This window comes from Sphingomonas sp. RB1R13 (assembly GCF_036663775.1).
Classification (GTDB): domain Bacteria; phylum Pseudomonadota; class Alphaproteobacteria; order Sphingomonadales; family Sphingomonadaceae; genus Sphingomicrobium.
Window position 1 is genome coordinate 183953 of record NZ_JAXOJM010000004.1, and the last position, 13469, is coordinate 197421.

At 64.7% G+C, this 13469-nt stretch carries 16 protein-coding genes and 1 tRNA gene; 8 read left to right on the forward strand and 9 right to left on the reverse strand.

The genetic code is table 11. The features are described from left to right. Positions 1-85: 85 nt before the first annotated feature. Positions 86-1492, forward strand: coding sequence for an NAD(P)H-dependent flavin oxidoreductase (locus tag U1700_RS13420; protein WP_332753186.1), 1407 nt, complete (start codon positions 86-88; stop codon positions 1490-1492). Beyond that, positions 1492-1965 (forward strand): SH3 domain-containing protein, encoded by a 474-nt coding sequence (locus tag U1700_RS13425; protein WP_332753187.1) that lies wholly within the window; start codon positions 1492-1494, stop codon positions 1963-1965. The genes U1700_RS13420 and U1700_RS13425 overlap by 1 nt, the downstream gene beginning before the upstream one ends. Before the next feature lie 47 nt (positions 1966-2012). On the opposite strand, the gene U1700_RS13430 is transcribed toward U1700_RS13425, so the two are convergent. The 3 genes from U1700_RS13430 to U1700_RS13440 form a co-directional block, all read right to left on the reverse strand. Beyond that, positions 2013-2459, reverse strand: coding sequence for a hypothetical protein (locus tag U1700_RS13430; protein WP_332753188.1), 447 nt, complete (start codon positions 2457-2459; stop codon positions 2013-2015). A gap of 135 nt (positions 2460-2594) precedes the next feature. Next, positions 2595-3779 (reverse strand): acetyl-CoA C-acyltransferase, encoded by a 1185-nt coding sequence (locus U1700_RS13435; RefSeq protein ID WP_332753189.1) that lies wholly within the window; start codon positions 3777-3779, stop codon positions 2595-2597. Between the two features lie 85 nt (positions 3780-3864). Beyond that, entirely contained in the window at positions 3865-5937 is a 2073-nt protein-coding gene (locus U1700_RS13440; RefSeq protein ID WP_332753190.1) for a M13 family metallopeptidase, read from the reverse strand. A gap of 186 nt (positions 5938-6123) precedes the next feature. Between U1700_RS13440 and U1700_RS13445 the strand changes: the two genes are divergently transcribed. Both U1700_RS13445 and cysQ read left to right on the forward strand, forming a co-directional pair. Then, the gene (locus tag U1700_RS13445; RefSeq protein ID WP_332753191.1) at positions 6124-6903 is read left to right on the forward strand and encodes an SDR family oxidoreductase; all 780 of its coding nucleotides are present in this window, start codon (positions 6124-6126) and stop codon (positions 6901-6903) included. Between the two features lie 5 nt (positions 6904-6908). Next, positions 6909-7736 (forward strand): 3'(2'),5'-bisphosphate nucleotidase CysQ, encoded by an 828-nt coding sequence (gene cysQ, locus U1700_RS13450; protein WP_332753192.1) that lies wholly within the window; start codon positions 6909-6911, stop codon positions 7734-7736. A 2-nt stretch (positions 7737-7738) separates the two neighbouring features. On the opposite strand, the gene U1700_RS13455 is transcribed toward cysQ, so the two are convergent. Further along, entirely contained in the window at positions 7739-7996 is a 258-nt protein-coding gene (locus U1700_RS13455) for a hypothetical protein (RefSeq protein ID WP_332753193.1), read from the reverse strand. 156 nt (positions 7997-8152) lie between these two features. Here U1700_RS13455 and U1700_RS13460 point away from each other — a divergent pair, with 156 nt between their 5' ends. Next, on the forward strand, positions 8153-9124 hold the full coding sequence (locus U1700_RS13460; RefSeq protein ID WP_332753194.1) for a MarR family transcriptional regulator: 972 nt from the start codon (positions 8153-8155) through the stop codon (positions 9122-9124). Positions 9125-9260: 136 nt separating this feature from the next. Here the strand turns inward: U1700_RS13460 and U1700_RS13465 are convergent. Continuing rightward, positions 9261-9336: transfer RNA gene (locus tag U1700_RS13465), tRNA-Val, on the reverse strand. A 203-nt stretch (positions 9337-9539) separates the two neighbouring features. Here U1700_RS13465 and U1700_RS13470 point away from each other — a divergent pair. Next, complete coding sequence (locus U1700_RS13470; protein WP_332753195.1) at positions 9540-9887, forward strand: hypothetical protein; 348 nt, start codon at positions 9540-9542, stop codon at positions 9885-9887. Between the two features lie 127 nt (positions 9888-10014). Here the strand turns inward: U1700_RS13470 and U1700_RS13475 are convergent, their stop codons facing one another. Then, a complete protein-coding gene (locus tag U1700_RS13475) occupies positions 10015-10593 on the reverse strand; it encodes a helix-turn-helix domain-containing protein (protein ID WP_332753196.1) in 579 nt (192 codons plus the stop codon). 94 nt (positions 10594-10687) lie between these two features. Between U1700_RS13475 and U1700_RS13480 the strand changes: the two genes are divergently transcribed. Together U1700_RS13480 and U1700_RS13485 are read left to right on the forward strand one after the other, a co-directional pair. After that, entirely contained in the window at positions 10688-11194 is a 507-nt protein-coding gene (locus tag U1700_RS13480) for a DUF6456 domain-containing protein (protein ID WP_332753197.1), read from the forward strand. A 52-nt stretch (positions 11195-11246) separates the two neighbouring features. Next, on the forward strand, positions 11247-11894 hold the full coding sequence (locus U1700_RS13485) for a glutathione S-transferase family protein (protein ID WP_332753198.1): 648 nt from the start codon (positions 11247-11249) through the stop codon (positions 11892-11894). Positions 11895-11957: 63 nt separating this feature from the next. Here the strand turns inward: U1700_RS13485 and rplI are convergent, their stop codons facing one another. The 3 genes from rplI to rpsF are packed head-to-tail and all read right to left on the reverse strand — an operon-like array spanning position 11958 to position 13288. After that, entirely contained in the window at positions 11958-12578 is a 621-nt protein-coding gene (gene rplI, locus U1700_RS13490; protein WP_332753199.1) for a 50S ribosomal protein L9, read from the reverse strand. Between the two features lie 12 nt (positions 12579-12590). Beyond that, positions 12591-12815, reverse strand: a complete 225-nt coding sequence (rpsR, locus tag U1700_RS13495) for a 30S ribosomal protein S18 (protein ID WP_332753200.1) — start codon at positions 12813-12815, stop codon at positions 12591-12593. 2 nt (positions 12816-12817) lie between these two features. Further along, complete coding sequence (gene rpsF / locus U1700_RS13500) at positions 12818-13288, reverse strand: 30S ribosomal protein S6 (protein WP_332753201.1); 471 nt, start codon at positions 13286-13288, stop codon at positions 12818-12820. Positions 13289-13469: the final 181 nt, after the last annotated feature.

The following is a 13469-nucleotide window of genomic DNA, read 5'->3' on the forward strand; positions in this document are numbered from 1 at the left end:
GTCGGGCGGTGACGTCCGACCCTTTTTTTGCGCGAAATAACTGGCGAAGCGATTATAGCGTCGCCTTGGCTTTCGGGAGATGTGTGTGTTCAAGGATCTCAAGCCCATCGTCTATGGCGGCCGCGAAGTGTGGCCGCTGGTCGAAGGCGGCAAGGGCGTCAGCGCCACCAACCATGCCTCGTCGGGCGCGTGGGCCGCGGCGGGCGGGATCGGGACGGTCAGCGCGGTCAATGCCGACAGCTATGATCCCGAGGGGCGGATCATTCCGCAAGTCTACAAGAGCCTGACCCGCAAGGAGCGGCAGCAGGAACTGATTCAATACGGCATCGAGGGCGCCGTTGCGCAGGTCGAGCGCGCGCACGAGATCGCGGATGGCCGCGGCGCGATCAACATCAACGTATTGTGGGAAATGGGTGGCGCGCAGCCGATCCTGCACGGCACGCTCGAACGCACCCGCGGCAAGGTCGCTGGGGTTACTTGCGGTGCCGGCATGCCCTATAAACTATCCGAGATCGCAGCCTCTTACGGGGTGCATTACCTTCCGATCATCAGCTCTGGCCGGGCATTTCGCGCGCTGTGGAAGCGGTCCTATTCCAAGACCGCCGAATGGCTTGGCGCGGTGGTGTATGAGGATCCGTGGCTGGCCGGCGGGCACAACGGCCTGTCCAATGCCGAAGACCCCAAGAAGCCCCAGGACCCCTATCCGCGCGTCAAGGAATTGCGCGACGTGATGCGTGAGGGCGGCATTGCTGACAGCGTGCCGATCGTCATGGCAGGCGGGGTGTGGAACCTCGACGAATGGGACAATTGGATCGACAACCCCGAGCTTGGGCAGATCGCCTTCCAGTTCGGGACTCGCCCGCTCCTGACCCAGGAAAGCCCGATCCCGCCCGAGTGGAAGGCGCGGCTCATGACCCTCGACGAGGGTGACATATTGCTCCACCGCTTCTCGCCGACGGGATTTTACTCGTCGGCAGTGCGCACCCCGTTCCTGCGGTGGCTCGAAGCGCGGTCGGAGCGGCAGATTGCCTACACCCCGCACGAGGTCGGTGATCACGCCTTCCAGCTCGACGTCGGAATTGGCACCAAGAAGAATTACTGGGTGACGAAGGGCGATCTGCAGCATGCGCGCGAATGGTATGGCGCGGGCTTCACTAACGCGATGAAGACGCCCGACGACACGCTGGTGTTCGTGACGCCCGCCGACGAGAAGATCATCCGCAAGGACCAGGCCGATTGCATGGGTTGCCTGAGCCATTGCGCCTTTTCGAGCTGGGCCGAGAATGAGAAGAATTCGACCGGGCGGCTGGCCGATCCGCGCAGTTTCTGCATCCAGAAGACGCTACAGGACATCGCCCATGGCGGGCCGGTCGACAATAATCTGATGTTCGCCGGCCATGCTGCGTTTCGTTTCAAGCAGGATCCGTTTTACTCGAACGGGTTCGTGCCGACGGTCAAGCAGCTGGTCGACCGGATTTTGACGGGGGCGTGATGCGCAAGTTGATCGCGGCACTAGCGCTGGTTTCGGTCGCTTCGGCCGCCCACGCCGAGGACAAGAAGCCTCCCTATTGGGCGTCGATCGCCAGCGGTCAGGCGATGATGCGCTCGGGGCCGGGGCGCAACTATCCCGGGCTTTGGCTATACCAGCGGCGCGACCTGCCGATCCGCGTGGTCCAGGTTTATACCAACTGGCGCAAGATCGAGGATCCGGATGGCCAGCAGGGCTGGATGCTGGTGACGATGCTGAGCGACAAGCGCAGCGCGATCATCCGCCCGGGCGCGATGCGCGACCTTCACAACAAGCCCGCTGCGGACAGCCACGTCGCTTACAAGGCCGAACCGGGTGTCGTCGGAAAGATCACCAAGTGCCGCGACGGCTGGTGCAAAATGACCATCGCCAAGCGCGAAGCCTATGTGAAGGTCAGCGACATCTGGGGCCTGAGCGACGGCGAAAGCGTGGATTAGGCGAGTGCGGCAGCCAGCGCGCTGCGCGCCGGCTGCCGAACCTCATGCTACATCGTCAGCGGGGTGTAGGCGACGCGCTTGAGCGATAGCTTCTCGCCCTTGTCGTTGACCGTTTCGCCGCTGCCGCCGATGGCGATCGGCGGGTTGGTCCAGCAGCTTTCGCCGTCCTTGGTCATCGCGCTGGTGAAACAGGCCTTGCCGCCTTTCATGACGACGGTGCCATGGTCGAAATGCTCCTTGCCCGCCACGATGATATATTTGCCGGTGGCGTCGACCGATTCCAGAAGGTCCTTGCCCTTCCGGTTATATTCCCAACTCGTCTCGTTGAGCGTGGTCAGCACCGCTTCTGGAGCGGCGGCATTTGTCATGGCGGCATTTGTGCCGCTCACGACATTCTCGACCGCGACGTCGTTGGTCGTGTTTACGCTGGTGGTCTCGGTCTTCTTGCAGCCGGCAATTGCCAGCGCGGTCATCGCCAATAATGCAATGCGCATGGTCCGTCCTCCCTGTTGGAAGGACGGGCATATCATTAATCGAGACGCGAATCTAACGGGACCGAAACGACCGTATTGCAGCAACTGGCCTTTTCTTCTCGCTCGTTAAACGAGCTCGCCTTCTCTTCTCGCTCGCTAAACGAGCTCGATTGCAATCGCCGTCGCCTCGCCGCCGCCGATGCACAGGCTCGCAACGCCCCTGGTGAGTCCCTTGGTCTTGAGCGCATTGACCAGCGTCACCAGGATGCGAGTCCCGCTGGCGCCGATCGGGTGGCCGAGCGCGGTTGCGCCGCCGTGGATGTTGATCTTGTCGTGGGGAATGCCGAGGTCCTTCATCGCGAACATCGCGACACAGGCGAACGCTTCGTTGACTTCCCACAGCTCGACGTCGCCGACCGACCAGCCGGCCTTCTTTAGCAATTTCTCGATCGCGCCGACGGGGGCGATAGTGAATTGCGCGGGCTCGCGGGCGTGGGCGGCGGTGGCGACGATCCGCGCGACGGGCTTGAGCCCCTGCGCGGTGGCGTCGCTCTCGCGCATCAGGACGACCGCAGCGGCGCCGTCGGAGATTGACGACGAGGTCGCGGCGGTGATCGTGCCATCCTTGGCGAAGGCGGGCTTCAGCGTCGGAATCTTGTCGGGCATCGCGCGGCTCGGCGCCTCGTCGGTGTCGACGATGACGTCGCCCTTGCGGCCCTTGATCGTTACCGGGGCGATTTCGGTCTTGAACGCACCGCCGTCGATCGCGGCTTTGGCGCGGGTCAGCGAGGTCAGGGTAAACTCGTCCATATTCTGGCGGGTGAGCTGATATTCGTCGGCGGTCGCCTGCGCGAAACTGCCCATCGCGCGGCCTTCCTCATAGGCGTCTTCCAGCCCATCAAGGAACATGTGATCATAGGCGACATCATGCCCGATGCGCGCGCCGCCGCGGTGCTTCTTGAGCAGGTAGGGGGCGTTGGTCATCGACTCCATCCCGCCCGCGACGATCAGGTCTGCGTTGCCGGCGATCAGCGCTTCGGCACCCATGATGACCGTTTGCATTCCTGATCCGCAGACCTTGTTGACGGTCGTCGCCTGGACCGACTTGGGCAGGCCGGCCTTGATCGCGGCCTGGCGGGCAGGGGCCTGGCCGAGGCCGGCGGGGAGGACACAGCCCATGTAGATCCGATCGATCATGTCCCCCGAAACGCCCGCGCGCTCGACCGCGGCGCGGACGGCGGTGGCGCCGAGATCTGTCGCCGTGGCGTCGGCGAGCGACCCCTGCATCGCGCCCATCGGAGTGCGCGCGGTCGAAAGGATGACGATCGGGTCGGTGGCCATGATGCTCGAAGCTCCTGAAGCTATGTTGCGGTGCACATAAGGCGATAGCGCGGGTTGATCAAACCCCCACCGAGCACGTCGCTGGTCACCACACTTTGACGCGCTTGTCGGGAGCGAGGAACAGCTTCTGCCCGGGCTTAACCGCAAAGGCGTCATACCACGCATCGAGATTGCGTACCGTCTGCACCCGCCACGGGCCCGGCGCATGGACGTCAGTCGCGATCCGGCCACGAAGCGCGGCGTCGCGCAGCTTGCCGCTGTGCGACTGGCCGTACGCCAGGAAGAAGCGCTGGTCCCCGGTCAGTCCCTCGATCACCGGCGCGGGCTTGCCATTCAGTGACGCGTGATAGGCGTCGTAGGCCGCTGATAGCCCGGCAACATCGGCGATATTCTCGCCCAGTTCCTGCTTGCCGTTGAGCCGAAGCCCGGGGAGTGCTTCATAGCCATCATACTGGTCGATCAGCGCCTGCCCCGCCTTCTGGAAATGAGCGAGGTCGGCCGGGGTCCACCAGTTGCGCAGGCGTCCCTCGGCATCGAAGGTCGCGCCTAGGTTGTCGAAGCTGTGGCTGATCTCGTGGCCGATGACCGACCCGATCGCACCATAGTTGGCGGCGGCATCGGCGCCGGGATCGAAGAAGCCCTTGTCGAGGATCGCGGCGGGGAAGTTGAGCGCGTTCTGCAACGGCAGGTTGAGCGCGTTGACCGTCTGCGGCGACATCCACCATTCATTCTTGTCGACCGGCTTGCCGATCTTGGCGATCTGGCTTTCGTAATTTGCGCGGCGCGCGCGATCGAGATTGCCATAGGCGTCGCCTGCGACGACCTCGAAATTATCGTAACTATGCCACTTGTCGGGGAAGCCGACCCCGACCGCCATGGTCGCGACCTTTTTCTGTGCTTCGGCCTTGGTCGATGCCGCCATCCAGTCGAGCCCGGCGATGCGCTTTTCGAATGCTGCCTTGATCCCGGTCACCATCGTCTGGATGTCGGTTTTCGACGACGCCGGGAAATATTTGTCGGCATAGCGCTTGCCGACCGCATCGCCGAGCCAGCGGCTGGTCGCCGCCAGCGCGCGCTTGTCGCGGGTGCGTTGTTGCGGCTGGCCCGACAAAGTGGTGCCATAGAAAGCGAATTTGGCATCGTCATAAGCCTTGGGCAGGGCGTCGGTCATCAGGTTGATGCGGTGGAAGGCCATCCAGTCGCGCCACACCTCGATCGGCTGCGATCCGACCAGCGCGGCAAGCTTTACCACCGACGTCGGCTGCCAAACGATGAAATCCTGCTGGTTCGGCAGCTTGGCGGCGGTGAACAGCCGGTTCCAGTCGAGCCCCGGCGCCTTCGTAATCAGGTCCGACCGCTTCATCGGGTTGTTGCCCTTGATGCTGTCCTGGCTGTCGTTGAGCGAGATGTGCGCCTCGGCGATCATCCGCTCCAGCGCGACGACCTTGGCGGCCCGCGCATCGGCATCGGGCAACCCGGCAAGCGTCATCATCTTGGCGACATAGGGCGTGTAGGCAGCGCGGATCTTGGCCATTTCAGGGTCGGCCGACAGATAATAGTCGCGGTCGGGAAGCCCGATTCCGCCCTGCATCAGATAGGGTACGGTCGTCGCGGGATCGGCCAGCGACTGGGTCGTGAAAATGCCGAACAGATTTTCGCTGTTGTAGTTGTTGTTGTTGAACGGGTCGGTGTCTGCCCAGATCGACGCGCCGATCGCGTCGGCCAGCGCGCCCTTGTCGGCGATACCCTGGATCCGGTCGAGGTCGGCCTTCAGCGGCGCGACGCTTTTTTGCTCGATCGCGTTGGTGTCGAGGTAGGCGTTGTAGAAATTGGCGATGCGGGCATCGTCGCCGCTCGTCGGATTGTCCTTGGCGATCCCGGCGATCAGGTCGGCGGTGCGCTTTTCGGCGAGGTCGTTGACCACCGAGAAGCTTGAGATGTTCGACTTGTCGGCGGGAATTTCGGTCGCCTTCTGCCAGCCGCCATTGGCGAACAGGTTGAAGTCGTCCCCCGGCGCCACGCTCTTGTCCATCGATGCGGCATTGATCCCCGATTGGGTTCCAGCCTTGGCCTCGGTCGCTGCGCCACCGGGGACCTGCTGGTTGCAGGCGGCCAGCGCGAGCGAGGAGGCGAACAGCAGCAGGATCGAACGACGCATGGGGGGCTCTCCGGATATGTGGCGCGGTTGGTGCGACTCTGCGCACGGCTTGGCAAGCCTTCGGGCGTCAACCAACAGCTGTTCGACCAACGGCGGTCGTGCGACTTTTTCGCTGTCCAAACCGGTCCGCTCAAGGCTACCGTGACCACCATTTGAAAAGTATTTTGCGCAAGGAAAGCCGCTACCATGATCATCCAAGGTGTTTCAGTAGTCGTCACGGGCGGCGCATCGGGACTTGGCGAAGCCACTGCGCGAGCGCTCGCCGCCAAGGGCGCCAAGGTCGCCGTGTTCGACCGCGACGTCGAGCGTGGCGAAAAGGTCGCAGCCGAGATCGGCGGCATCTTCTGCGAGGTCGACGTAACCAGCGACGAGAAGGTCGGCACGGCGTTCGACAAGGCCCGCGCCGCGCATGGCCAGGAGCGGATCCTGGTCAATTGCGCAGGTGTCGCCAACGCCGTCAAAACAGTTGGCCGCGACAAGGCGTCGGGCGAGCTCAAGCGCTACCCCATGCACCAGTTCGAGCTGGCGATCGCAATCAACCTGGTCGGCTCGTTCCGCTGCATCGCCTACTCGGCTTATGGCATGGTCGGGCTCGATCCGCTGGAGGACGGTGAGCGCGGGTGCATCATCAACACCGCGTCGGTCGCCGCCGAGGATGGCCAGATCGGGCAGGCGGCCTATTCGGCGTCGAAGGGCGGGGTGCTCGCCATGGCACTGCCGATCGCGCGCGACCTGATGAACGACGGCGTGCGGGTCAACACCATCCTGCCGGGCATCTTCAAGACCCCGATGATGGCAATGATGCCGCAGCAGGTTCAGGAAGCACTCGGCGCGCAAGTGCCCTTCCCCAAGCGGATGGGCACCGCCGAGGAATATGCCAAGCTCGCCTGCTTCATCGCCGAGACCGTCTATCTCAACGGCGAAAGCATCCGCCTCGATGGCGGGATCCGCATGGCACCGCGCTGAGTCCCATGCGCGAGAGGGAAGATTTGGTCGAAGCGCTGGTCGTCGTCGCGCGCGCGGCGGGGGCCGAAATCCTCCGCCTCGTCGCCCATGGCTTCGACGTCGAGACCAAGTCCGATCTCTCGCCCGTCACCCAGTGCGACCGCGCTGCCGAGGCGATCATCCTTGCCGCGCTGGCGAAAGCCGCTCCCGGGGTTCCGGTCATCGCCGAGGAGGAAGTCGCCGCTGGCCGAATCCCCGCGCATGGCGACACGTATTTCCTCGTCGACCCGCTCGACGGAACCAAGGAATTCGTTCGCGGCGGCGATGATTATACCGTCAACATCGGGCTGATCGACGGCGGGGTGCCCGTGCTCGGCGTGGTCTACCAGCCGGCGATCGACAAATTGTGGGCGGGCATCGTCGGGCAGGGCGCCTTCGTCGAGGACGCCGCCGGACGCCGCTCGATCGAAACCCGCGCACTTGGTGACATTCACGCCGCGGTCGCCTCAAAATCGCACTATAATCAGGCGACGTCGGATTATCTCGATGCGGTCATGCCGGGGTGTGGCCATGTCTCGGTCGGTTCGAGCCTCAAATTCTGTGTCGTCGCCGAAGGGCTGGCCGACCTTTATCCCCGGCTCAGCCCGACCAGCGAGTGGGACACGGCCGCCGGTCACGCCGTCCTCCTTGCCGCCGGGGGACGCGTCGACGGCCCCGACGGCGGGCCGCTGCGCTACGGCAAGACTGCCTTCCTCAACCGCGGCTTTTGCGCCACCGGCGGCTGGGCAGCCCCGCCCATCGCACCTTATCTCGCTGAGTTCGCCGGGGGCGGGGACCTTCCCCAAGGGGTCTGACGTCAGGGCGTGTGATCGGCACGCGGAAAGTCGCGCGGGACGGCGCGGCGGTCGCTCCACAATGGACCGGTCGATGCGTGCTGAAGTGCCTCGACTTCGGCGCGAACGGCCATGATCCGCACGCGCAGCAGCACTGCTTCCCGGCTGCCCGACCGCCACCGCGCCAGTTGCGTCGTCAGCCGCTGCGCTTCGTCGAGCGCAATCGCGACCTCGGCCAACCAGAGGGCACGCGCCGCTGCGCTGTGATTTGGTCCGGCCATCCTGACTTCTATCCTTTCACGATACGGTAGTAACGTGGCGCCCCTGTCTGCGTCCTAAGCACCGGACCGATATGGATTAATTTCAGGCTGACTTCGCTCCGTTTCCGGCTACACTCCACTTTGCTCGGTACCTGCTTTCAAAAGGGTGCTAATCTCATGGAATATGCCAGCCAGCTGGCCAGGGGGCATTCGCTCTCTGCGCCCGAAACCCTTGCGCCGGTGTTCATCGCGGGAAGCAGTCCTGCGGCTCGCCAGCGTGCGCTCGCCCTGGTCGAAGCGGCGGGATTGCGCACGCCCGGCGCGGTGTCGATCGGCGACGCACTCGAACGCCTCGATCAGCAGGCGCGTGCCAGCGCGGTGTGGGTTGAACTCGACCAGGACGAGGGCGCCGCGCTCGATGCCTTGCTCGACACGATCGACCGCCGCGCGGGGACATTGTGGCCGGCGATTGTCTCGGCCAGTCCGGGCCTGATCGACAGTGTCGTGGCGCGGATCGGCGCCGGCCGGGTTGAACTGCTGATCGACGAAGGCGACGATGCTGCCCGGGTCGCCGCGCTGGCGATGGCGCTGACACCGCTCAACGCTGGCGCTCGCAACGGCGGGGCCACCAGCAGCGGGGCTCGCCTGTCCGACGTCGCCACCGACAATAGCGCGGCGCGGCTTCGCCAGCTGACCGACGAGGTCGGGCGGATCGCCGCGACGCTTGCCCGGTTGTCGGGTGGCCCGGCCGCGCTGCCACCGATCGCGCTCACCGTGCCGCGCATCCAAGCCAATGATCCGCCACCCGAAATCGCCCCCGAAACGGTCCGGACGGTGATCCGCGCGCGGCGCCTTCGTGCCCGCTTCTTCGACGAGGAGTTATTCGCCGATCCGGCGTGGGACATGTTGCTCGACCTTACCCAGGCCGAGATTGCGCAGGTCCGTGTGCCCGTCTCCAGCCTGTGTATCGCCGCCGCCGTTCCCGCGACGACCGCGCTTCGCTGGATCAAGACGCTGACCGACAACGGTTTACTGATGCGCCGCGCCGATCCCCATGACGGCCGCCGCGTGTTCGTGGAAATGGCGCCGACCACCAGCATCGCAATGAAGCGCTATTTCGCTGAAGTGGGCCGCGTCGCGGGAATCTGATTGTTCCGGGTAGAGGCAATGGCGCGGGCTGCAAGGCGCCAATGGCCGGCACCGCTCGTGTCGACCGAGGAGTAGCCATGGTTCAACCGAACCGCCGGATCACGTCCGGGGTTTGCTGGAAGATGGCGGAACTCCGTGGTGGGCGCTGACGGGCTCGAACCGCCGACATCTTCCGTGTAAAGGAAGCGCTCTACCAACTGAGCTAAGCGCCCGCACCAGCGGTGGCGCGCCGATGCCACGCGGCGCCGGATGAGGCAAGCGTCGGCGATACCGGCACGCTTGCGGTCAAGGCGATCGGACGCCGCGCCGATCGCGCCAACCTGCCACGACCTACCGGACGGCCGTGTCCGAGTGACCGGGGGATCTCAGCAGAAATAGCTGTCCTGCACGGGCGCAAACTGCTTCAGCCTCGTCGATGGACGATTCCACTTATCCCGACTCCGCCGCGCTTCTCCCCTCGGCCCCGCGCCGATGGTGTGGGCCACGCCAGGCCTGCTTTCTCGTCGCGCTTCGGGCGACAGGCAATGTCTCGACTGCCGCCGCGCAGGTCGGGATGAGCCGGGAAAGTGTCTACCGCGTCGCTCGCCGGCCTGACGGATGGGCGCTGCGCGCGCTCTGGACCCATCTCAGGCTGCCAGCAGCGCAGGTCCATGTCGACGCAATCATCAGCGACCTCGCGTCACTCGCGCCGGGTCTCAGCGTGCCCTCCCTCGGCGTCGAATCACGGCAGGACAGTGAACCGAAATCAGGCTCAACATGCTGACGGGAAGCACTTTTCTCTGTAGGTCACAGATAGACAGGAACGTGCGCCACACTGTCCAGCATGTGACCCTGGCGGGCACGCCAAGGCCCCCGGTCGTCGCCCGGTCCCGCGGCGGCGTAGTTTGGCGCTAAAGGTCGCGTACCAGCCTGGTTGCCACGGCGATCCACGGCGGGTCGGTGACGACACTTTGGCGGCTCCCTGCGCCAAGCGGCAGGATGTGGAGCTTGCCGCCGCCCTCGCTAGACGGCTCGCGACCGATCAGCCGGCCGAACATGAAGCGACCGGCAGGGCGCGGGACGAGCACGTCGCGATTGAGCGCGGTGGCGAAATTTTCGGGATCGAGCTGGTCGCACCACAGCTGGTCGCCCGCTCGATAATCGCCGAGCGAGGCCGAGACTGCCACCGCCACCTGGCCCGGCGCGGGCCGCGGCGGAACGGCGACTCCACTGCGGCGCGGCGCGGCGGCGCCGTTCGCCCCGAGCACGGCGATCAACGGCAGCTCGGCGCGATCGGGGCTGTCGACCAGGTCGGACGCCTCGACCTTGAGCGCGGCAGCGATGCGATTGAGCCAGCCGACCGACACGGTCCGGGTACCGGTTTCGAGCCGCCCGACGGTCTGCGGCGTGGTCGGCGGGACGCATGCCTTGGCGACATCGTCCAGCGTCATGCCGCGGGCCTTGCGAACATCCCGGATACGAGTGATCATCATACTTCTCCCGAACCAAAGCGGTTTTTCTTCTGTCCTACAATTCATCTCCTGTGGCAAGCCCCCGCCTCGACTCGGGCAGGAGGAGTGACAAATGGCCAGGCAACGACTGATCCAGGAGCGCGACCTATTCGAAGAGGGCGAGGACGGACCATCCCGGGGGCCGGGCAAGGACAATGGTCGGGGCATCCGTAGAACCCGAACGGTGAGCGTGAACCTGGCCGAGTCGCCATTGGGATGGCTGCTCGCCCATGGTCACCTCACCCGCCGCCAGTATGACGCCGGGGAGCGGCTGCGGCTCGACTGGGAGCGCGCCAGCCTCGATCCGCGCGTAACGATGCGGTGGGACGCCGCGCCGTCGGGAGGGCGCAGCGGGAGCGGCGGGATCGACCTCAGCTTGGCCCAGATCGACGCTCGTGCCCGCTTCCACAGCGCAACGTCGTCAGTCGGGCCGGGACTTGCCGACATATTATGGCGAGTGGTTTGCGCCGGGGAGGGCATGCGCGACGCCGAACGTGCGCTGGGCTGGCCGGCACGGGCGGGCAAGCTGGTCCTGACCTTCGCCCTGGACCGGGTGGCGGATCATTATCGCATAGCGTGAGCGGTGGACGCGCCGCGAGCATGAGCCTAAACTGGGCACAAGGGAGAAGTGCATGATCCTCTATGGTTCCTCGATTTCGCCATTCGTGCGCAAGGTCATCGCCTTTGCGGCGGAGCAGGGGTCGATCCTCGAGGTCAAGCCAATCGGGCTTGGCAGCGACGATCCGGTGTTCCGTGCGGCAAGCCCGTTCGCCAAGATTCCGGCGCTAGTCGATGGCGACTTCAACCTCTCCGATTCGAGCGCGATCGTTCATTATCTCGATGCGCTGAAGCCCGGGTCGGGTCTCATTCCGATTGAGGCCCGCGCTCGCGGGCGGACGATCTGGTTCGACGAATGGGCCGATACGTTGCTGTTCGGCTGTGGCTCAAAGATGTTCTTCAACCGCATCGTGGCGCCGATGTTCCTTGGCCGAGACGGCGATCTTTCCGTGGCCGACCGAGCCGAGCACGATGAATTGCCGCCGCTGATGGATTATCTGGAAGGACAAATTCCGGCGTCCGGCTTTTTGGTCAACGACCGGATCACGCTCGCCGATCTGGCGGTGGCCAGCCCATTGGTCAATTTCGATCATCTCGGGCTCGACCTCGCGGCATGGCCGAAGGTGCGTGCTTATGCCGCGGCCATCCATGCCCGGCCAAGCCTTGCCGCGACAATCGCCGCCGAAAAAGCCATGTTCGCCCGACGCCGCGCGACAGCCTGAACCTCAACAAAAAAGCCGCCGAGGTTTCCCCCGGCGGCCGTTTCTGTTGCAACCAAGCTTCGTTTACGCGGCGGCTTCGTCACCCTCGGCTGCAGCGGCCGGAGCCTCCGCATCGGGGTTGACGTCGGCAGTCGCGCCAGGCTCGGCGTTGGGATCATAGGCCTCGACGAAGCCTGCCTCGTCGCGCTCGAACATCGACGCCATGACGTCGACGCCCTTGGCCTGAAGCTCGGCCTCTTCAGGCGACCGCGCGACATTGACCTTGACCGTCACATTGACCTCCGGGTGGAGCGCAACGCGAACGTCGTGAAGACCGATGTTCTTGATCGGCTTGCCCAGGATGACCTGGCTTTTCATCACCTTGGCGCCTTCGGCGTCGAGCGCCTCGACAATATCCCGGGCACTGACCGAACCATAAAGCGCACCGACGTTCGATGCCTGGCGGATCAACACGACCGACTTGCCGTCGACGTCCTTCGACGCAACTTCGGCATCGCCACGCTTGTTGGCATTGTCGGTTTCGATCTTTGCGCGGTTGGATTCGAACAATTTCCTGTTCGACTCATTGGCACGAAGGGCCTTCTTGTTGGGCAGGAGGAAATTGCGCGCGAAACCGTTCTTGACGGTGACCACGTCACCGATCGAGCCGAGTTTCTCGACGCGTTCCAGCAGGATGACATCCATGTTCAGCCCTCCTTACTTGACGACATAGGGGAGCAGGCCGATTTGGCGGGCGCGCTTGATCGCCTTGGCCAGCTCGCGCTGCTTCTTGGTCGAGACCGCAGTGATGCGGCTCGGGACGATCTTGCCACGCTCGGACACAAAGCCCTGCAGCAAGCGGACGTCCTTATAGTCGATCCGGGGGGCGTCGGCGCCCGAGAACGGGCACGACTTGCGACGGCGGAAAAAGGGACGACCCATGATCAAGCCTCCTGTTCGGCGCGGGGCGCACGGTCGCGGTCGCCGCCGCCGAAGCCGCCGCGATCACCACGGTCGCCACGGTCACCACCAAAGCCGCCGCGCGGGCCGCGATCGTCGCGTCCACCACGTTCGCCGCGCTCACGGTCACGGTCGTTCTTGCGCATCATGACTGACGGGCCAGCCTCATGGGCATCGACCTTGATCGTCATGAAGCGAAGCACGTCCTCGTTGAGGCCGGTCTGGCGCTCGAGTTCGGCCAGCGCCGCGGGGGGAGCATCGACGTCCATCATGACGTAGTGCGCCTTGCGATTTTTCTGGATCCGATAGGCCAGGCCACGAAGGCCCCAGGCTTCGGTCTTGATCACCTTGCCACCGAGGTCGGTGATGATCTTGGTTGCGCTTTCCGCGAGCGTATCGACCTGGGCTTGAGCCAGATCCTGACGCGCGAGGAAAACATGCTCGTACAACGGCATGTGTTTCTCATCTGTTGGCCGATCGCTGACGCCGCACCATGCGAACGCCCCTCCGACTGTCGTCTCAAAATGACCGGGGCGGCGGACAGGCCGACACCCCGGAAGCGGCGCCTATGGTGGAAGAGGGGAGAAAAGGCAAGGCTGGCGAATTGTCGCGAAGGCTGCGGCGTGGCACAAGCAG

What these genes read in the sequence shown, in the direction of transcription:
- rpsF (WP_332753201.1), bottom strand. Translation starts at nt 13,288, where the DNA reads ATGCCGTTGTACGAGCATGTTTTCCTCGCGCGTCAGGATCTGGCTCAA.
- rpsR (WP_332753200.1), bottom strand. Translation starts at nt 12,815, where the DNA reads ATGGGTCGTCCCTTTTTCCGCCGTCGCAAGTCGTGCCCGTTCTCGGGC.
- U1700_RS13425 (WP_332753187.1), top strand. Translation starts at nt 1,492, where the DNA reads ATGCGCAAGTTGATCGCGGCACTAGCGCTGGTTTCGGTCGCTTCGGCC.
- U1700_RS13430 (WP_332753188.1), bottom strand. Translation starts at nt 2,459, where the DNA reads ATGCGCATTGCATTATTGGCGATGACCGCGCTGGCAATTGCCGGCTGC.
- U1700_RS13435 (WP_332753189.1), bottom strand. Translation starts at nt 3,779, where the DNA reads ATGGCCACCGACCCGATCGTCATCCTTTCGACCGCGCGCACTCCGATG.
- rplI (WP_332753199.1), bottom strand. Translation starts at nt 12,578, where the DNA reads ATGGATGTCATCCTGCTGGAACGCGTCGAGAAACTCGGCTCGATCGGT.
- U1700_RS13485 (WP_332753198.1), top strand. Translation starts at nt 11,247, where the DNA reads ATGATCCTCTATGGTTCCTCGATTTCGCCATTCGTGCGCAAGGTCATC.
- U1700_RS13440 (WP_332753190.1), bottom strand. Translation starts at nt 5,937, where the DNA reads ATGCGTCGTTCGATCCTGCTGCTGTTCGCCTCCTCGCTCGCGCTGGCC.
- cysQ (WP_332753192.1), top strand. Translation starts at nt 6,909, where the DNA reads ATGCGCGAGAGGGAAGATTTGGTCGAAGCGCTGGTCGTCGTCGCGCGC.
- U1700_RS13475 (WP_332753196.1), bottom strand. Translation starts at nt 10,593, where the DNA reads ATGATCACTCGTATCCGGGATGTTCGCAAGGCCCGCGGCATGACGCTG.
- U1700_RS13480 (WP_332753197.1), top strand. Translation starts at nt 10,688, where the DNA reads ATGGCCAGGCAACGACTGATCCAGGAGCGCGACCTATTCGAAGAGGGC.
- U1700_RS13460 (WP_332753194.1), top strand. Translation starts at nt 8,153, where the DNA reads ATGGAATATGCCAGCCAGCTGGCCAGGGGGCATTCGCTCTCTGCGCCC.
- U1700_RS13470 (WP_332753195.1), top strand. Translation starts at nt 9,540, where the DNA reads ATGGACGATTCCACTTATCCCGACTCCGCCGCGCTTCTCCCCTCGGCC.
- U1700_RS13445 (WP_332753191.1), top strand. Translation starts at nt 6,124, where the DNA reads ATGATCATCCAAGGTGTTTCAGTAGTCGTCACGGGCGGCGCATCGGGA.
- U1700_RS13455 (WP_332753193.1), bottom strand. Translation starts at nt 7,996, where the DNA reads ATGGCCGGACCAAATCACAGCGCAGCGGCGCGTGCCCTCTGGTTGGCC.